This window comes from Microbacterium sp. MRS-1, from assembly GCF_000585455.1.
GTDB lineage: Bacteria > Actinomycetota > Actinomycetes > Actinomycetales > Microbacteriaceae > Microbacterium > Microbacterium laevaniformans.
Genome location: NZ_JAUF01000002.1, coordinates 39860 through 58485, shown reverse-complemented (window position 1 = coordinate 58485; position 18626 = coordinate 39860). Strand labels below are relative to the sequence as shown.

Here is an 18626-nt window from a genome sequence, read left to right as displayed (position 1 = left end):
ATCCACCGACACCGACAACCCCGACACCGACGACACAAACCCCGCCACCGGAACCTGATTCGGCATCACCGGATCGACGAAGCTCGTCGTGGCGTTCGTCGCGCCGCGGTCGTCGGTCACCGTCAGGGTGATCGCCCGCGTTCCGCCGCCCGCATAGGTGTGCGAGGCGGTCGCGCCCGTCGCCGTGGCTCCGTCGCCGAAGTCCCACGCGTACGAGACGATCGATCCGTCGCTGTCCGCCGACGCCGAACCGTCGACCGAGACCGACAGCCCATCGACGGATGCGGTGAACGCCGCCGTCGGCGGCACGTTCGGTGCGACCACGACGACCTGCTGAGTCGTCTGCGCCGAGGCGCCGTCGTCGTCCGTCACCGTCAGCGAGACTGTGTACGTGCCGGCGCCCGAGTAGGCGTGCGAGGCCGTGACGCCCGCCCCGCTCTGGCCGTCGCCGAAGTCCCACGCGTACGAGGCGATCGTCCCATCCGGATCCACCGAGCCCGATCCATCCACCGAGACCGTCAGGTCCGACGTGATCGCCGAGATCGTCGGCACCGGCGTCTGGTTCGGAATCGACTGGCCCTGACCCACCGCGTAGTGCGCGGCGATCTCCGACGTGCTGAGCTCACGGCTGTACACGGCGGTCTCGTCGAGGGTCCCGATCAGGTTCGGGGAGGACGATCCCCACGTCGTATCGCCACCGACGCGCCAGTAGCCGGTGTAGTCCTGCGCCGCGGTCTGCGGGTTGGTGCCTCGTTCGACGCCGTCGACGAACAGGCGCATCCCGTCGGAGGCCTGCGTGGCCACCACGTGGTGCCAGGTGCCGTCGTTGTACGCCGTCGCGGTGGTGACCGTGTTGGTCTGGCCGGTCCAGGTGCCGAACACAAGCCGTCCGTCGTCCTGCATGTAGACGTGGCGGTCGTAGGCGCCCGATCCGCCCTTCTGGTTGCCACTGAATCCGATCAGTCGACCACCGCGGGTCGAGGTCGTCTTGAACCAGGTCTCCACCGAGTAGACGGTGGGGTTGGCGTAGGCGATCGCCGAGGCCGCAGTTCCACCGTTGGTGGAGGTGCAACCGATCTGCCACCACTGGCAGGTCGTCTGGCGGAACCGGATGCCGGTGCCGACGCCGCCCGCGAGCGCGCCCGCGTCGCCGCGCACATAGTCGCCGTCGAGCACGCCCGCGACGTCGTTGCCCGACGAGTCCGCCGTCGTCGCGCCGGCCGTGTCGTCGTAGCGCCAGTAGAGATCCGGCGACGAATTGAACACGAGCGCGCCGTAGGCGTCGGTCGGCGCGACCACGGGGGTCGACGTTCCACCGGCGGCGACGTAGTGCGCACGCACCGTCGCCGCGGGCAGGACGGTCGGATACACCGCCACGTCGTCGATGTCGCCCGCGAAGGTCGACGACGACGGCTGGGAGTCCCACCCGTTGATGTTGTCGCCGCCGACGCGCCAGAAGCCGGTGAAGGCCTGCCCGGAGGTGACGTCCGCCCGCTGAGCCACGCGCGAACCGTCGACGTAGAGGTTCATCCCGTTGGAGCCGAGGCTCGCGACGATGTGGTGCCACGTGCCGTCGTTGTAAGCCGACGCGCTGGTCACGGTGCGCACTCCACCCGGGTACACACCGAATACGATGCGCCCGTCGTTGGTCATGTACACGTGGCGGTCGTAGCTGCTGGAGTTGCCGGTCGCAGCGTCGCCGTAGCCGATGATCTTGCCGCCGGAGGTCGAGGTCGTCTTGACCCACGCCTCGACGGTGAACGTGTTCGGCGCAGCGCTTCGTGCGGTCGTTCCCGCGGATGCCCCGGCGAACGTGGTCGCCGTGTTGGTGTCGCCGGAGATGGCTCCGCCCGCACCGCGCGTGTAGGTGCCGTCAAGGGTGAGCGGGGATGCCCCGGCCCAGTCGATGACGCCGGCTCCCGAGGTCTCGCTCAGTCGCCAGAAGTTCTGGGCACCGCCGTCGATGACCGACTGCGCGTACGCGGAGAGGTTCTCCGAGGAGACCGTCACCGTGATCCACGACGACTTCGCGACGTTTCCGTAGGGATCCGTGGCGGTCACGCGGTAACGGTGCGAACTGCCGGGCGCCAGGCCGGTGTCGTCGATCGTCGTCGTCTGCGGCTCCCAGAACGGTGCGCCGATCTGCTTCTCCAGGATCGGGGTGGACGTCTCGGAGTCACGGAACACGCGGTAGGTCAGCGTGTAGTCGTCGCGGTCCCAGTTGGTCCCGAACGACAGGCGCACGCGACCCGAGGAGAACGAGATGACCGAGGGGTCCCACGCCGTGCCCGACAGGCGCGGTCCCTGCTTGTTCGGTGCGATCGTCCGCTTCGCGAAGCGGACGAGGCCGTACTGCTTGGTGCCGTTGACGCTGGGGAACTCCCCGCCGTACACGACGTAGTCGCTGTTGGCCGCCACCGACCAGACCGCCTGGCCCTGTCCGGTGTAGCTTCCGGGCGTGGTCTGCGGGAACCAGTTCAGCAGCTCGGGGCGCGGCGTGCCCGGGTGGTCGGGGTAGCCGTAGATGTCGCCCGTGTTGACGCCCCGGACATCCGTCGTCCACGCCGTGGCGTGGTTGAAGCTCCACGGATCCGTCTGCGGGAAGCCCCCGCTGTTGCCGCAGTAGTGCTTGTGGCTCGCCGAATAGGCGACGCCGTTCGCGACGGCGATGTCGTACGTGTCGCCGTGGCAGTCCTCGATCCACACGCGGCTGCCATCGGCCCAGCTACCGGCGAAGGTCCCCTCGAGGTTTCCGCCTCCGCCGTAGTGCCAGCCGGTCCCGTAGAACTTCGTGCCGTCGGTCGCGAGCGACATGATGCCCGACGACTCGCCGGCGTCGCGGATCTCCGTGTTCACGCCGAGCGGGAGCCCGGCGCCGGACTGACCGTCGGCGCGGTAGAGACCGTACCCCGGATTGTCGCTGCCGCCGACGGTGGTGAAGTTGCCCGAGATGACCACCTGCGTGCCGGTCGGGTCCGCGACGATGCTCTGCACCTGGCCGTTGTCGACCGGAACCGCGAACGGCAGCACGGAGGTGCCGGTCGGAACGAGCTTCGCGACGCGCATGCGCTGGGTGGAGCCGACCGCGGTGAAGTACCCGCCGACGTAGACAGCGTCGGCGGTGGCGTACACCGTCTTGCCGATGTTGTTCAGGCTCAGCGTGCCCGGCAGCAGCCCCCCGGTGGTGAGGTCGATGATGGCGAACCGCGAGCGGTTCTGGCCGTTGACCTGACTGAACGAACCGGTGACATAGAGCTTCTTGCCGTCCGGTGACGCCGCGACGTCGTTGATCCGGCCGTTGAAGGACGGGCTGAAGGAGCTCACCAGCGCGCCGGTGGTGACGTCGTACGCCACGATGTTGCCGCGCGCGGTGAGGTTCTGCCCCGCCGCCGACCCCGCCGGGCGGACGTTGGAGAACTGACCGGCGGCGTACACCGTCGTCCCGACGATCGTCTGCGCCCACACGACACCGTTGTCCAGCTGGAGCGTGGGCAACGCATCGGCGGAGACCGTGTCGGGAAGCGGCGCCGGCGTGTCCGCCGCCGCGGTGACCGACGAACCGTCTGCAGCCACAGCGGCGACCGGCGCCGTCAATGCGGCGGCCACGACCGCGGAACAGATGAGTACGGCTGCAAAGGCGCGACGGCGCCACGTCACAACGGACACGAATTTTCCCCCCGGAAAGCCGCACGGCGACCGTTGTCCCCATACGACGTGCGAATCGACCCACCCCATAGGGTCGCGCTCATCCTAGGGCAACTCGACGCGTCGAGCAATCGCGAGGTGGCCCCGAATGCGCGGGAGGTCAGCCTACGGATCCCTCGAAGGCGACGATCGGGTCGTCGATCGAGAGGTCGACGGCGATCTGCACCCGGTCTCGCTGGTCTTTCGGCACTTCGAAGACGAACGTCCCCGACGCCGTCTGCCCGGGCTCGACGCTGTCGGGGAAAGCCGCTCCCGCGGGCTTCGAGATCGGGTTGCCGGGCTGGAGGGGATCGCCGTACGACAGCGTCACCGTCGCGGTACGCAGGTCGATGGCATCCGCAGTGGTGTTGTCGACCTCGACCGTCACGCGCAACGCGGGGCCGGCGATCTCGCCCGGGACGACCGCTTCGCCCTCGACGGCCTCGATCGAGGTGACGCGCACGCCGGGGCCTGCGGGAACCTCGGCGGTATCGTCGAGCGAGACGGGCGGAAGGGTCTCCCGACCCGGTGCGGGGGCGTCGGTCGACGCCGGCGTGCCCGAGCCGGACGGCGCCGGAACGGATGCCGTGGGCGACGCCCCGGGGGACGTCGCCGCGCCGGAGGTCGCTGCCGGCGTCGGTGATGCCGCATCGGACGCGCCGGTCCGCGCGGCCATGACCCCAATGACGATTGCGATGGCCGCCACCACAACGGCCACAGCGCCGCCGATCAGCACCCGATTCCGTCGGGCGCGCGCTGTCGCGTCGTCCGCCCGGTCGGCGTCGTCACCCGAACTGTTCTCGGAACCACTCTCGGACATGATCCGCCCCCGCTCTCGTCATCCGCAGATCTTAGTGCCCGCTCCTGCGGGCATCGACGTCTGCGCGCCCACCCCCGCGCCCGCGATCGCGGAGGCGGAGCGCCGAGCGCACGCCCCGGATCCCTCCTCGCCACGGCGCCGCCGAGAAGAGGAACTGCTTGCGGCCGCCGCGGAGGAGGACTTCGCGGGCCGACGCCCAGATCGAGTCGCCCCATGCCCGGGCATCCTCGGCCGGAAGATGCTTGCGGGCGAACAGCATGCGGTTGCGGATGTTGTAGAAGTAGTAGTTCTCCGACTTGGCGGCCGCGCCGGCGGCGCGTCCTTGCGTGCCGCCCTCGTCGTGCACGGCGACCGCGTCGGAGGCGACCGCGAGCCGGGCACCGGCACCGACGACGCGCCGCGAGAAGTCGACGTCCTCCCAATAGAGGAAGTACTCCTCGTCGAAACCTCCCGTCGCCCGCCAGACCTCGACCGGGATCCACAGGCACGCGCCCGTCAGCCACTCCCAGCGCCGGGCGCCCGCGAAGCGCTCACGCTTGGCCCTGCCGCGCGTGACGCCGTCGTCGAGATAGAGGTCGGCGCCCTCGAACCATGTGGCGCCGGCGCTCGTCACGATGCGGGGCGCACAGACCGCGTCGTGTGTCGGGTCGGCGGCGCGCAGCCGCTCGACGCACCCCGGCAGCAGGATCGCATCGGGGTTCAGTACGACCAGATCCTGCACGCCCGCGCTGAGCGCCGCTTCGACGCCGGCGTTGACACCCCCGCCGAACCCGAGGTTGCGATCCGGTTCGACGACCCGCCATTCGTGGCGTCGCGCCAGCTCTCGCACCCGCTGCCGCTCGTCGGGGCCGGTCGGGTTGTCCACCACGACCACGACATCGGCACGTGCCCGGTCCGCCGATGCCACGAGGTTCTCGGCGAGCAGGTGGGCCGATCCGTAGTTCACGACGACCAGCCCCAGCGGTCTCGATGCGTCCACGTCAACCCGCTCGGCGCATCTCGCGGAACCACCTGACGGATGCCGCAGCGAGGAACAGTGTGCTCACGAGGGCGAGCGCGCCGTAGACAGGGAGGAACGCGGGGGTGCCCCACAGCGCAAAGCTCAGGCAGAGCATCCCGAAGTCGGTGGGCAGCAGAAGCAGCGAGCGCCGCACAGTGCCCCCACCGCGGGCGTGCGTGGAGGGGATGCCTCGTGCGCCCTTGAGCAGATCGTTCAGCAGCATCCCGAAGAACGTCGTCGTCGCCACCGCCGAGAAGCACAGCGGAAGCAGGAGGACGACCGGCGGAAGGTCGGGGACGAACCGGAACAAACCGATCGCCACGGCGAGATGCAAGGAGCTGATCTTCGCCGCATCCACGAAGTGATCCAGCCATTCGCCGGCGACACTGCCACCCCCGCGGAGCCGCGCGACCTGGCCGTCGGCGGAGTCCCACGCATACCCCAGCACCAGCAGAACTGCCACGAGGATGCCGAGCCACACACTCACCGGCACCGTCGCCAACAGCACGATCGCGGTGAAGGTGTGCAGCGAGCTGACAGCGGTGACCTGATTCGGCGTCAGACCCCAGCCGTGCGCGAGAGCGGCCAGCACCCGGCCGATACGGCGGTTCACGTAGACGGAGTAGGCGGGAGCGCCCCGCGCGTGACCCTTCTGCGCGGACCGCAGTGTCTTCATCGTCTCTCGGAACCCCTGCGTCGTCGCTGTCGCCATCACGCCGCGCCCTGCCTCTCGCTGCTCATGCTCTCAGTGCTGCCGATGTCGTCGCCGTAGAGGTGCCGGCTCCTTCCCACGGCTCCTTCCCACGCACCGAGACCGCGCGCGATGTCGCGTGCGCCGCGTGCGTCGGATCGGGTAGAGCCCGTCAGCCATCCGACGATGCGACGCAGCGCCCCGACGACGAGACGCGTGGAGCCGATGGCGGCGGCAGACGCGCGGACGTACCCACGCCGCGCCCGTGAAGGGCCAGCCAGGACCGCGGTGACCCGTGTGCCTGCGGCCTCCATCCCCCGCGAGCGCGCGAGCGCATACTCCCGCGTCCTCCGCTCGGCGGGCAGGTGGTCGAGCACCACGGCATCCGCGCACCAGACCATCAGCACCCCCGCCGCACGCAGTTGCGAAGTGAACAGAGAGTCCTCTCCGCCCGATCTGCCGAACCGTTCGTCGAATCGCGCGCCGACCCGGCGCACGTCGGCGAGCCGGAGGAGCAGGTTGTTGGATGCGGCGGACCCGATCGGGTCAAGGGTACGAAGGCCCTGCCGATGTGCGCGGGCGTAGAAGCCGCCCGCGACGATCCAGCGGTCGAGTCCGCCCGGCACGACGGTGCGCACCGGTCCCGCGACGACACCCGCGCCGGACGACTGCTGCGCGGCCAGGAGGCGCTCGAGCCAGGACTCTTCGGCGGGTGTCTCGTCGTCGTCGATGAACACCAGGATGTCCGCGTCGGCCGCTTCGTCGAGCGCGCGGTTTCGCACCGCGGCGAGACCCCGGCGCACTTCGCGGACATAGCGGACGGGCACGTCACCCGCGTCGGCGATCGCGGCGGCATCCCCGGCGTTGTCGATGACGAGCACGTCGACGGACGCGCACAACCCGCTGGCTCGCTCGATCACGGGAGGCAGTGCGGTCAGAAGCCGCGTGAGATCATGCGGCCGTCGATACGTCGGGATGGCGATGACGACGCGTGGATACGCACTGATCATCGACGCCCCCCGACGCACTCACGGAGCCCCGAGACCCCATCCCCTGAGAACAGTATGGCGCCTTCACCCGCCTCGCTGAACACTCCGTGTCGAGTAGGCTTCCTGGCGACGTTGGGGGACGGGCATGGATCGTACAGACATACCGGGCGGCGATCGGGGCGAATCGGGGGCATCGGAGCAGCACCACCCGCGCCGAAAAGTCCTCCTGAGCGCCTACGCGTGCGGGCCGAACTCCGGACCCGAGGCGGGCGCCGGATGGGAGATGGCGGTCGCCGCCGCACAGACGAGCGACGTGTGGGTCTTCACGCGCCCGCGGTTCCGGACCATGATCGAGGACGCCCTCGCCACTCAGCCCCAGATTCGCGAACACCTGCACGTCATCTATCACGACCCCGCCCCGTGGATCGTCAGGCTCAAGCGGCGGTCCTGGGACCTCTACTGGTTCTATCTCCTCTGGCAGCGCGGCATCTCGCGCCTGGCCGTCACGTGGCACGCCCGGGTCGGTTTCGACGTCGCCCACCACGTCACGTTCGCGAATGACTGGATGCCGGCCGGGCTCACCCGACTCCGCGGCGTTCCGCTGGTGTGGGGTCCCGTCGGCGGATCGAGCGGCCTTCCCATCCTGCGCCTCGCTCGCTGGCTCGGCCCCCGGGGGACGCTCACGGAGCTCGCCCGCGCCGTGTTCACGACGCCACTACGGGCGTGGGGCGGCCTTCCGTCGGCGCGCCGGTCGAGAGTCGTCGTCGCGCAGAACCCGCAGGTCGCCGACTACTTTCGCCGCCACGGCGCGCACACGGTCGTCGAACCGAATGCGTGCCTCACCGCCCTGCCGCCGCGAGCCGCCGTCATCGATGAGAAGACCGCCGTCTTCGCCGGACGGCTCCTCGGTTGGAAGGGCGCCGCACTCGCGATCGACGCCGTCGGCCGCCCGGAGCTCGCCGACTGGACGCTCGAGATCTACGGAGACGGCTACGACCGGCGCCGACTTGAGCGTCGGGCCGCCGCCCGCGGAGTCAACGGGCGCGTGCGGTTCCACGGTCACGTCGACAGAGACCGCCTGTGGGAGGCAATGCGCACGGCGACGGTCTTCCTCTTCCCGTCGATGCACGACCAAGCGGGCTGGGTGGTCGCCGAGGCGAGTTCGATCGGATGCCCCGTCGTCTGCCTGCCGCTCGGCGGTCCTCCGGTACTCGCCGAGCCGAACGGTTTCGTCGCCGACATTTCCGGCGATGTGCCGCGCTCGATCGCCGAGCAGGTGCTCCGCGCTGCAGCGACGGGCGGGACGCCCACCGACCGCTGGTCGGTGACCCGCCTCCCGGCGATCGTCCAGGGCTGGTACGACCGCGCGACGGCGAGTGCGGCCGCGGACGCACCGACCCCCTCCGCCTCCGGCGACGACCGCGCACGCCCGCTGGCGATCCTGGAGTCGTTCCGCGAACCCAAGGACACGACCAATCCGTATATCACCCAGCTCTACCGGGCACTTCGCCGGTCGCGGGACGCCGAGGTGTCCGCATTCGACTACCGGACGGCGCTGCTCGGCCGGTACGACGTCGTGCACGTGCACTGGCCGGAGCTGCTCGTCGGGGGCCACAAGGGCATCGGTCGCCTGACCCGTCGCTGCCTCACCGCGCTCACCATCGCCCGATGGCGCCTGCGCTCCACCCCCGTCGTGCGGACGTTGCACAACCTCGAACGCCCTCAGGGGATCAGCCGTGTCGACCACCGCATCCTGGATCGCATCGATGCCCTCACGCGCCTCGACATACACCTGAATGACCGCACGCCCGCACGGCCCGGCATCGCGACGACGACGATCCGGCACGGCCACTACCTGAACTGGTACGAGCGCTTCCCGACCGCCGAGCCGACGCCCGGTCGCATCCTCTATGTGGGACTCATCCGCCGGTACAAAGGGGTCGAAGACCTCGTCGACGCCTTCGTAGGCAGCGACCGCGCCGACCTGTCGCTGCACGTGGCGGGCAAGGCATCCTCCGATGAGCTGATCCAGACGCTGTACGAGCGTGCGCGGGACGATGCCCGCGTGACGATCGATGCGCGTTTCCTCTCGGATGCCGAGATGGTGAACGCCATCACCTCGTCCGAGCTCGTCGTGCTCCCCTACCGGCATATGCACAACAGCGGGACCGCTCTCGCCGTGCTGTCCCTCGGCCGCGCCGTGCTGCTGCCGGAGAACGAGGTCAATCGCGCTCTCGCGGACGAGGTCGGCCGCGGATGGGTGCATGTCTACACCGGCACTCTCTCGACCGAGGACATTCACCGGGCGTGGGAGGCCTCGCGATCACGCACGGGTCTGCCGGACCTGTCCGCTCGAGGCTGGGACGAAGCGGCCTCCGCCCACCTCGCCGCATTCCGGCGCGCCGCAAGAGGCCGCCGATAGAGTATCGTCGCGTGTGTGGGTCGGGGGACCCGCATCGAGCCGGGGGGCTCGGATCGGAGCGGGGGCTCCGATTTGGAGGTCAGTTGCTGGGGGGCACATGACTGTTCGCATCGGCTATGCCGCGGGGGCGTTCGACCTTTTTCACATCGGACATCTGAACGTGCTGCGTCACGCGAAGGAGCAATGCGACTATCTCATTGCCGGCGTGGTCAGCGACGAGATGCTGCGGGCGGTGAAGGGCGTCGAACCGTTCGTCCCGACCGCGGAACGCGCTGAGATCGTTCGCAACCTCCGCTACGTCGACGACGTCCATATCGAGGTCGTGCCCGACAAGCTCGACGTCTGGCGCGAGGTCAGGTTCACGCACTTCTTCAAAGGGGACGACTGGCGCGGCACCGAGAAGGGCGCACGCCTCGAGTACGAGTTCGCCGCCGTGGGAGTGGAGGTCGTGTACTTCCCCTACACCGCCCACACGTCGAGCACGAAGCTTCGCCGCGCCCTCGACGCGGCTGTCGTCGCCGGCGAAGAACGGCGCGCCGCGCGCTCCGGGTCCGCATGATCGCTCGCGCGGGAGCCCTTCGATGACGCGGGATGCTCTCGACCTCTTCGTCGGCCAGGTGATCGCGCTGCTACCTGCGCGCAGCGCCGAGGGTGAAGACCCGGTGCGGGCGCGCGCCACAAGAATGCTCTTTCCTCGTGTCGGCGGGCTGCCCGTCGCACAGCAGACAAAGGCACCCCGGCCCCGCGTGTATTCGCTGATCACCAACGGAAGGGATCTGGGGGTGCTGACCGTAAGCGGCACCGAGATCCCGGTTCGCGTGCTGCCGCTCGACCAGGCCACACCCTCGGAGGCAACGGCCTTCCGGATCACCGAGATGGCGGGGCGCGCCCTTCGCGTCCGCGGTGTAGCCGAAGGAGATTCGGCTGCCTGACGTCACGGAGGTCGCAGCCCCCCCGAGCGGCGGGAATCTGCGACGAAAGTCGAAGAAAAACCCCGCCCATCCGGTCATTTCTGCTGCGTGACACCCTGTCCTCCTAGGATGAGCGCGGCGCGGGGGCGCGCCGTCGACCTTGGGGGTTGTTTTCATGGGTTTCGTGCACCGCCACCGCGGCCTCATCCGCGCGCTCACCATCGGCGTGGTCCTGACGGCGACGGCGAGCTTCGCCGGCTGCGCCACGGAGAACACGGATGCCGCGACGTCGTCACCGCGACCGACCACGCACACGCCTTCCCCGACCCCCACGCCGCTCACCCCGGCTCAAGCGCTCCTGGCGGCGCATGCCGATGTCCCGGGAGCGTGCGCGGTCAGCTTCAGCATCGACGGCACGACGCTCGAGCCGCAGCTGCAAGTGCAGGACCGCCTCTACGACCACCTGCCGATCCCGCGGGCGGCCGACCGCGTGTTCGCAGGCTGGTACGCCGACGCGGCGACGGCGGCCGCGGCATCCGCCGATCCCGCTGCACATGCCGGCAGTCCCGCGACGCGGATCAACGGCTCGCGGCCGGTCGCCTGCACCGCCCACCAGCAGACGCTCTACGGCGCGTGGACGACGACGGATGCCGTGGCCGCCGCCAAGGCGCGCGTGCCGATCCTCATGTACCACCAGTTCACCGCGAAGCCCGAGGGCGAGTCCGGCTGGCTGCGCGGCAACTACGCGTACATCGAGGACTATCGCGCCCAGATGCAGTACATCAAGGATCAGTCCTTCTATCTGCCCACCTGGGACGAGCTGAGCGCGTTCATCGACGGCGCGCTCTACCTGCCCGACCACGCGGTGATCATCACCGACGACGACGCCGATCCGAGCTGGCTCACGATGGCCTCGCCGATCAACGAGCAGCTGCAGCTCATGGCGACCTCCTTCGTGATCACGGGATCGGGCGTCCCCACGCAGAACCGCTTCATCCTGCAGCGGTCCCACACCCACGACATGCATCATGCGGGAGCCAACGGCAAGGGCCAGATGGTGAACCTGACCGCTCCCGAGATCGCCGCAGACATGACCGCCTCGGCGGCCGCGCTGGGCGGCGTCAAGGAAGTGATGGCGTACCCGTACGGGCACAACAACGAGACCTCGCACGAGGGCCTGCGCCAGGCGGGCTTCGAGATGGCCCGCACGATCGAACAGGGCTACGTCTCGGTGGGCAGCGACAAGCTCACCCTCCCCTGCGTGCGCATCAACTACGGCATGGGCGTCGCCGCTCTCAAGAAGCAGATCGGCTGACGCCGGCGCGAGAGCCGCAGAGACCAGAAAGAACTGACAGAGCACGCACAGGAGTTGCCCAACTCCGCCTCGGTAGGCTGAGACGGTTCTGTCCCTGACCGATCGCGAGCGCATCCCCATGGATCTTTCCGTCATCGTTCCCACCTTCAACGAAGGCGGGAACGTCGCAGAGCTGGTCCGCCGCATCGGTGCGGCTCTCCACGACGTCGACTTCGAGGTCGTCTTCGTCGACGACTCCACCGACGACACGCCCGCGACCATCCAGGCCGTCGCCGCAGCGACGGAGTTCCCGGTGCGACTGATCCATCGCGATGAGCCGGAGGGCGGATTGAGCGGTGCGGTCCTCGAGGGCTTCCGCAACGCCCAGGCCCGCTGGTGCCTGGTCATGGACGGCGACCTGCAGCATCCGCCCGAGGACATCCCGCGCATGCTCGACCGCGCCGCCCTCGGCGACGTCGACATCGTCGTCGCCTCTCGCTACGTCGCTGGCGGGACGGCGGGCGGCCTCGCCGGCGCCACGCGCACCGCGGTCTCGCGGACCTCGACGCTGCTGACGAAGGCGATGTTCCCGCGGAAGCTCCACGGCTGCACCGACCCGATGACCGGCTTCTTCCTCGTCGACCGCGACACCGTCGATCTCGACGACCTCCGCCCGCGCGGCTTCAAGATCCTGCTCGAGATCCTCGCGCGCCGTCAGATGCGCATCGGCGAGATCCCGTTCGCGTTCGCGACCCGCTTCGCCGGTGAGTCCAAGGCCACCTTCAGCCAGGGCATGCGCTTCCTGACGCAGCTGGCGATGCTGCGCTTCGGCCGCATGTCGGCGTTCGCCCTCGTCGGCGGTGTCGGGGCGATCGCGAACCTGGTGATCATGTGGGGCCTGATCCACCTCGGCATGAACTACCTGACGGCCGCGATCATCGCGAGCGAAGTGACGATCATCGGCAACTTCCTGCTGCTCGAGTACCTCGTCTTCGCCGACATGCGCTCCGAGTCCGGCCAGATGTGGGTGCGTTTCCTCAAGTCGTTCGCGTTCAACAACGTCGAAGCCGTCGTCCGCATCCCGATCATCCCGCTGCTCGTGCAGGGCGCGCACATCCCGAGCGTCCTGGCGGCAGCGATCACACTCGCCGCGGCGTTCGTGGTGCGCTTCGTCTACCACGCGCTCTGGGTCTACGCCCCGAAGAACAAGTCCACCTCCCGGGTGGCGACCCGGGGCGTCACCCGCGCGGCCGAGCGTACGCTGGAATCATGACCTCCGAGAACACCCCGATCACGATGTTCGGTGCCGATTGGTGCCGCGACTGCGTCCGTACCAAGAAGCAGCTCGACGAGCTGGGTGTGCCGTACACCTACGTCGACCTGGTCGCCGACCCCGCCGCGGCGGACGTCGCCCGCGAGATCTCCGGTCGCACGAACATCCCCGTCGTCGTCTACCCCGACGCCTCCCACCACGTCGAGCCGACCAACGCCGACGTCGAGGCGAAGCTGCGCGAGCTCTCCCTCATCTGAGGGGCGTCGGCGAGACGACGCGACATCGCGTCGCACCTTTTCGGGAACTGCGTCTCATCCGGTCGTAAGCTGGAGGCCCGCGCGCGAGCGCGACCACCGCTTCGAAGGAGAACGCCGTGACCGCAGAAGCTCCGAGCGCACCGAAACGGTCCACAGTCGCGCCCACCCTCGACGATGACGTGCGCGCCGATCTGGATGCCGCGATCACAGCTCTGCGCACAGGACAGCGCGCGTGGCGCGCACTCACTCTCGCCCAGCGGCGCACGTTGCTGCAGCGCGTGCGCGTCGCGACGTCCGCGGTCGCAGCGGAATGGGCGGATACGGCATCCGTGTCGAAGGGCCTCGCCCCCGGACACCCGCTCCGCGGCGAGGAGTGGCTGTCGGGCCCGTACGCGGCCATCGTCGCACTCGACGCCTACGCCGACACGCTCCGGGCTCTCGCCGTCGGACGCTCGCCGCTGGACGGCGTCCGTATCGGCGCGGCTCCCGGAGACCGCACGGTCGTGCACACCTCGCCGCTGTCGGCGACCGACGCCCTGCTGCTGTCGGGCTACGCCACCGAGGTCTGGCTGCAGCCGGGGGTGGATGCCGCGACGGCGCGCCGAGAGGCGGGGCTCGGCCAGCTCGATCCGGCGAGCGCGGGTGGCGTCGGGCTCGTGCTGGGTGCCGGCAACATCACCTCCATCCCGTACCTCGATGTGCTGTACGAACTGCTGGCGTCCAACCGTGTCGCAATGCTGAAGGTCAATCCGACGCAGGACGCGCTCGTGTCCGTCTTCGAGCGGGCGCTGGCACCGCTCATCGAGCCCGGATTCCTGCGGATCGTCCGCGGTGGCGGCGACGTCGGCGCCTACCTCACTCAGCATCCGGAGATCGACCACGTCCACATCACGGGGTCGGAGGCGACGTTCCGCTCCATCGTCTGGGGCCCGTCGCACACCCCCGCCGCCGCCGGTGCCGCCACACGGCGCCGCCGCGACGGCAGGCCGCTGCTGAAGAAGCCGATCACGGCCGAACTGGGCGGCGTCTCGCCGATCATCATCGTGCCGGGGAGGTGGTCGAACGCCGACCTGCGCTTCCAGGCCGAGCATGTCGTCACCATGCGTCTGCACAACAGCGGTCACAACTGCATCGCCGGGCAGGTCGTGCTGCTCTCGGACGATTGGGAGCAGCGCGACGCGTTCCTCGATGAGCTGCGCGCCGCGTACGACAGGGCGCCGTCCCGTCCGGTCTGGTACCCGCAGAGTCAGGGAAAGCTCGACGCGGCCCGCACCTCCTACCCGGATGCCGCGTGGTGCGGCGGCGGCACGCGCGCCCTCGTCGAAACGAGCCCGGCCGACGCCGGGGCCCTCGAGACGACGGAGTACTTCTCGCCGGTTCTCGGGGTGGTAGCCCTGCGCGGAACGGGCCAGGAGTTCCTCGACAACGCCGTGGCGCATGCCAACGAGCGCCTCGTGGGAACCCTCGGCGCCAACGTGCTGATCGATCCCGAGACGCAGAAGGCTCTGGGCGACGGGTTCGAGAGGGCGCTCGCCGACCTCCGCTACGGCACGGTCGCGGTGAACGCATGGACGGCCTTCGGCTTTCTCACACCGACCGCCACCTGGGGCGCCTTCCCCGGCGGCACCCTCGAGGACGCGCCCAGCGGCATCGGCGTCGTGCACAACGCCCTGCTGCTCGACCACGTCGAACGCACGGTCGTGCGGGGACCCTTCCGACCGTTCCCCCGCTCGGCGTCTTCGGCGATGCGGGGCTACGGGCTGTCGGTGCTGCCGAAGCCGCCGTGGTTCGTCACGTCGCGCACAGGCGCTGCCGTCTGCGAGGGCTTCACCCGCTTCCGCATCGACGGCAATCCGGCCAAGATGGCGCTCACCCTCGTCAAGGCCTTCGGCGCATGAGCCCGCGACGGGCAGCGACGGGCGGCGCCCCCGACGCCGACTACGTGATCGTCGGAGCGGGTTCGGCGGGCGCCGGGCTCGCGGCCCGACTCACGGAAGACCCCGCCGTCAGCGTGCTGCTGCTCGAAGCCGGCCCCACCGATGCCGCCCTCGAACTGCACGTGCCGGCGGCATTCTCGACGCTGTTCCGCGGTCGCTACGACTGGAACTACGACACGGTCCCCCAGCGGGAGCTCGAGGGGCGCACGATCTACTGGCCGCGCGGCAAGACCCTGGGCGGATCGTCATCGCTGAACGCCATGATGTGGATCCGCGGGTTCGCGGCCGACTACGACGCGTGGGCGGAGGCCGCCGGCGACACGTGGTCGTGGGACGCCCTCGCCGCGTACTTCGTACGGGCGGAGGCCACCCAGGACGCCGCCGATGCCACCCAGGGCACCGGCGGGCCGCAGCCCGTCGAGCACCAGCGCGACCCCCGACCGCACACGGCCGCGTTCCTCCAGGCGGCGCGGGAGCTGCGGCATCCGGTCACTCCGGCGAACCTCCCGACACGGCAGGGCTTCTCGCAGACGATGGTCACGCAGCATCGCGGAGCCCGGGCCTCGACCGCCGACGCCTACCTGCGCCCGGCGCGCAGGCGCCCGAACCTGCGTGTGCTCACCGATGCGCTGGTGCGGCGGGTCACCTTCGCCGACGACGACACGGATGCGGCGCCACGGGCGACGGGCGTCTACGTCGACCTCGGCGGCATCACCCGGCACGCCCGTGCCCGTCGCGAAGTCATCCTCTGCGGCGGCGCGATCAACACCCCGCAGCTTCTGATGCTGAGCGGCATCGGGCCCGCCGACCACCTCGCCTCCCACGGCATCCGCGTTCGCGTCGACGCGCCGCAGGTGGGCGAGAATCTGCAGGACCATCTGGTCGCCGGTCTCGCGCCCGCGGCGCGCGGGGGAACGCTCTACGGAGCGCGCAGGCCCGCCCAGCTCGCCCGCTACCTGAGCGCCCGGCGCGGCATGCTGAGCTCCAACGTCGCCGAAGCGTACGGCTTCGTGCGCACGGCCGTGGCCGATCGCACCGACGCGCCCGCCGACCTGCCCGACATCGAGATCATCTTCGCGACGGCGCCGTACGTCGGCGAAGGCCTGGTACCGCCGCCCGCGGAGGGCATCACGGTGGGCGCGATCCTGCTGCAGCCGCGGAGTCGCGGTACCATCCGCCTCGCCTCCAGCGACCCGACGGATGCCGCGATCATCGATCCCGCGTATCTGACCGACCCCGCAGGCATCGACGCCGAGACCCTGCGCGCCGGCCTCGCGGAGTGCGAGCGCCTCATCGAGGCCCCGGCACTGCGCGCCGTGACGACGGGCGGCTGGGTGCAGCCGGTCGGTGGCGAGCGGATGAGCGCGGCGGAGCGGATCGAGCTGTCACTGCGGCGCTACTCCCACACGCTCTACCATCCGGTCGGGACGGCGCGGATGGGGCTCGACGCGGCATCCGTCGTCGACTCCGACCTGCGGGTGCGGGGCGTCGACGGCCTGCGGGTCGCGGACGCGTCGATCATGCCGACGGTCATCCGCGGGCACACGAACGCGCCCGCCATCATCATCGGCGAGCGCGCCGCCGATCTGATCCGCGGCATCTGAGCGCACGGATCGGATCAGCGGGCGATCGAGATCAGCGCCCGGCGCGTCGCGGTCCGCCGTTCTGGCGGACGACGGAGCCGACCATGAGCTTTCCGCCGCCGGTGCCACCGCCGTGCGAGGCACGACGGCCGGTGGCGCGGGCGTTTCCGGATGCCGCGGGCTGCGCCGACCGCTCGGCAGGGCGGTGGTCGCGAGCAGGACGCTGCTCGCGCCCGGCGGCGGAGCGCTCGGCGGCCGGACGACCGGAACGGTCGGTGCGAGGCTGACCCGCCTGCGCTCCCTGACCGGCGCCGCGGCCACCACGGCCGCCCTGACCACGAGCGCCGCCCTGATTCTGGGCGCCTTCGCGCGCGGCGCGCTTGCGCTGTGCGTTGGCGCCCTGGCTGCGACCGCCGCCGCCCTGGCCACGGCCGGGCTGCTCGGCCTTCGGCGCGGGAGCGACATAGGGGGCGACCTCGCCGACGAGCGCGGTGACCTGGGGCGAGGTCGGCGTCACGGGCACGGGGGTCGCGGTGATCGCCGCCTTGCGGAGGAGGTCCTTGACGTCCTTCTCCTGACCGGGCAGCACGAGTGTGACGACCGAGCCCTCGGCGCCGGCGCGGGCGGTGCGGCCGGAGCGGTGCAGGTACGCCTTGTGCTCCATGGGCGGGTCGACATGGATGACGAGTTCGACGTCGTCGACGTGCACGCCGCGCGCCGCGACGTCGGTCGCGACGAGCACCTTGGCGGCACCGGAGCTGAAGGCGGCGAGGTTTCGGTCGCGGGCGGGCTGCGAGAGGTTGCCGTGCAGGTCGACCGAGGGGATGCCCTGCGACGTCAGCTGCTGCGCGAGCTTCTTGGCGTGGTGCTTCGTGCGCATGAAGAGGATGCGACGGCCGGTGCCCGAGGCGAGCGTACGCACGAGCTCCTTCTTCTCCTCGACGCCACCGACGTGGAACACGTGGTGGGTCATCGCGGCGACGGGCGAGTTCGCCTCGTCGACCGAGTGGAGCACCTCGTTCTGCAGGAAGCGCTTCACGAGCTTGTCGACGCCGTTGTCCAGCGTCGCGCTGAACAGCAGACGCTGGCCGTCGCGCGGGGTCTTGTCGAGAATGCGCGTGACCGAGGGCAGGAAGCCGAGGTCGGCCATGTGGTCGGCCTCGTCGATGACGGTGATCTCCACGGCATCCAGCTTGACGAAGCCCTGCGAGATGAGGTCTTCGAGACGGCCGGGGCAGGCGACGATGATGTCGACGCCGGCCTTGAGCGCGGCGACCTGACGGTTCTGGTTGACGCCGCCGAAGATCGTCGTGGTCGTCATGCCGTACGCGGCCGCCAGGGGCTCGAGGGTCGCGTTGATCTGCGTCGCGAGCTCTCGGGTCGGCGCCAGCACGAGCCCGAGAACGCGGCCGGAGCGGCGGGTGCCGCCGGCGAGCGGGCCGCCGAGGCGGGCCGCGAGCGGAATCGAGAAGGCGAGGGTCTTGCCCGAGCCGGTCTTGCCGCGGCCGAGCACGTCACGACCGGCGAGTGTGTCGGGCAGGGTGTCGACCTGGATGGGGAACGCGGTGGTCTTGCCGTCCTTCGCGAGGACGTCGAGGAGGGGGGCGGGCACGCCGAGCGCGCCGAAGGTGATGTCAGACATGGTGGTGTTTCTGGGCACGGGGGCCCGGATCGGTGGCCTCTGCGCGGATGCGCACAGGGTCGCCGTACGAAGAATGTCAGCCGATCATCCGGTCAGAACCGGGCGGCGAGGGAAGCGTTCTAC

General features: G+C 70.2%; 14 protein-coding genes. 8 read left to right on the top strand and 6 right to left on the bottom strand.

Going from position 1 to position 18626, the window contains the following annotated elements; genetic code table 11:
* The 5 genes from AS96_RS00425 to AS96_RS00405 all read right to left on the bottom strand — a co-directional run.
* Positions 1-3666, bottom strand: a 3666-nt coding sequence (locus AS96_RS00425; protein ID WP_231477021.1) for a LamG-like jellyroll fold domain-containing protein, incomplete at its 3' end; no start/stop codon positions are given.
* Positions 3667-3805: 139 nt separating this feature from the next.
* Positions 3806-4504 carry a DUF4352 domain-containing protein gene (locus AS96_RS00420; RefSeq protein ID WP_036284396.1) on the bottom strand — a complete coding sequence of 233 codons (699 nt, stop codon included), beginning with the start codon at positions 4502-4504 and terminating at the stop codon, positions 3806-3808.
* 31 nt (positions 4505-4535) lie between these two features.
* The gene (locus AS96_RS00415; RefSeq protein WP_051498703.1) at positions 4536-5483 is read right to left on the bottom strand and encodes a glycosyltransferase family 2 protein; all 948 of its coding nucleotides are present in this window, start codon (positions 5481-5483) and stop codon (positions 4536-4538) included.
* Between the two features lies 1 nt (position 5484).
* Positions 5485-6216, bottom strand: coding sequence for a CDP-alcohol phosphatidyltransferase family protein (locus tag AS96_RS00410; protein ID WP_036284392.1), 732 nt, complete (start codon positions 6214-6216; stop codon positions 5485-5487).
* Entirely contained in the window at positions 6216-7205 is a 990-nt protein-coding gene (locus tag AS96_RS00405; RefSeq protein WP_036284389.1) for a glycosyltransferase family 2 protein, read from the bottom strand. The genes AS96_RS00410 and AS96_RS00405 overlap by 1 nt, the downstream gene beginning before the upstream one ends.
* 124 nt (positions 7206-7329) lie before the next feature.
* Between AS96_RS00405 and AS96_RS14845 the strand changes: the two genes are divergently transcribed.
* From AS96_RS14845 to AS96_RS00360, 8 genes are all read left to right on the top strand, one after another.
* Complete coding sequence (locus AS96_RS14845) at positions 7330-9606, top strand: glycosyltransferase family 4 protein (protein ID WP_081767937.1); 2277 nt, start codon at positions 7330-7332, stop codon at positions 9604-9606.
* A gap of 97 nt (positions 9607-9703) precedes the next feature.
* The gene (locus AS96_RS00390) at positions 9704-10165 is read left to right on the top strand and encodes an adenylyltransferase/cytidyltransferase family protein (protein ID WP_005054525.1); all 462 of its coding nucleotides are present in this window, start codon (positions 9704-9706) and stop codon (positions 10163-10165) included.
* A gap of 22 nt (positions 10166-10187) precedes the next feature.
* Positions 10188-10538, top strand: coding sequence for a hypothetical protein (locus AS96_RS00385; RefSeq protein ID WP_036284387.1), 351 nt, complete (start codon positions 10188-10190; stop codon positions 10536-10538).
* A 154-nt stretch (positions 10539-10692) separates the two neighbouring features.
* Positions 10693-11832, top strand: a complete 1140-nt coding sequence (locus AS96_RS00380; RefSeq protein ID WP_036284384.1) for a polysaccharide deacetylase family protein — start codon at positions 10693-10695, stop codon at positions 11830-11832.
* Between the two features lie 118 nt (positions 11833-11950).
* A complete protein-coding gene (locus tag AS96_RS00375) occupies positions 11951-13084 on the top strand; it encodes a glycosyltransferase (RefSeq protein ID WP_036284382.1) in 1134 nt (377 codons plus the stop codon).
* Positions 13081-13341, top strand: coding sequence for a glutaredoxin family protein (locus tag AS96_RS00370; RefSeq protein ID WP_036284379.1), 261 nt, complete (start codon positions 13081-13083; stop codon positions 13339-13341). The genes AS96_RS00375 and AS96_RS00370 overlap by 4 nt, the downstream gene beginning before the upstream one ends.
* A 116-nt stretch (positions 13342-13457) precedes the next feature.
* On the top strand, positions 13458-15239 hold the full coding sequence (locus AS96_RS00365; protein ID WP_036284376.1) for an aldehyde dehydrogenase family protein: 1782 nt from the start codon (positions 13458-13460) through the stop codon (positions 15237-15239).
* Positions 15236-16882: a GMC family oxidoreductase gene (locus AS96_RS00360; protein WP_036284406.1), complete on the top strand. Its 1647-nt coding sequence runs from the start codon at positions 15236-15238 to the stop codon at positions 16880-16882. The genes AS96_RS00365 and AS96_RS00360 overlap by 4 nt, the downstream gene beginning before the upstream one ends.
* Before the next feature lie 31 nt (positions 16883-16913).
* Here AS96_RS00360 and AS96_RS00355 read toward each other — a convergent pair whose 3' ends face one another.
* A complete protein-coding gene (locus AS96_RS00355) occupies positions 16914-18503 on the bottom strand; it encodes a DEAD/DEAH box helicase (RefSeq protein ID WP_036284374.1) in 1590 nt (529 codons plus the stop codon).
* Between the last annotated feature and the right edge of the window lie 123 nt (positions 18504-18626).

Excerpts from the sequence above, each read along its gene's own strand:
- AS96_RS00420 (WP_036284396.1), bottom strand. The coding sequence starts at position 4,504 with ATGTCCGAGAGTGGTTCCGAGAACAGTTCGGGTGACGACGCCGACCGG.
- AS96_RS00410 (WP_036284392.1), bottom strand. The coding sequence starts at position 6,216 with ATGGCGACAGCGACGACGCAGGGGTTCCGAGAGACGATGAAGACACTG.
- AS96_RS00405 (WP_036284389.1), bottom strand. The coding sequence starts at position 7,205 with ATGATCAGTGCGTATCCACGCGTCGTCATCGCCATCCCGACGTATCGA.
- AS96_RS14845 (WP_081767937.1), top strand. The coding sequence starts at position 7,330 with ATGGATCGTACAGACATACCGGGCGGCGATCGGGGCGAATCGGGGGCA.
- AS96_RS00390 (WP_005054525.1), top strand. The coding sequence starts at position 9,704 with ATGACTGTTCGCATCGGCTATGCCGCGGGGGCGTTCGACCTTTTTCAC.
- AS96_RS00385 (WP_036284387.1), top strand. The coding sequence starts at position 10,188 with ATGACGCGGGATGCTCTCGACCTCTTCGTCGGCCAGGTGATCGCGCTG.
- AS96_RS00380 (WP_036284384.1), top strand. The coding sequence starts at position 10,693 with ATGGGTTTCGTGCACCGCCACCGCGGCCTCATCCGCGCGCTCACCATC.
- AS96_RS00375 (WP_036284382.1), top strand. The coding sequence starts at position 11,951 with ATGGATCTTTCCGTCATCGTTCCCACCTTCAACGAAGGCGGGAACGTC.
- AS96_RS00370 (WP_036284379.1), top strand. The coding sequence starts at position 13,081 with ATGACCTCCGAGAACACCCCGATCACGATGTTCGGTGCCGATTGGTGC.
- AS96_RS00360 (WP_036284406.1), top strand. The coding sequence starts at position 15,236 with ATGAGCCCGCGACGGGCAGCGACGGGCGGCGCCCCCGACGCCGACTAC.
- AS96_RS00355 (WP_036284374.1), bottom strand. The coding sequence starts at position 18,503 with ATGTCTGACATCACCTTCGGCGCGCTCGGCGTGCCCGCCCCCCTCCTC.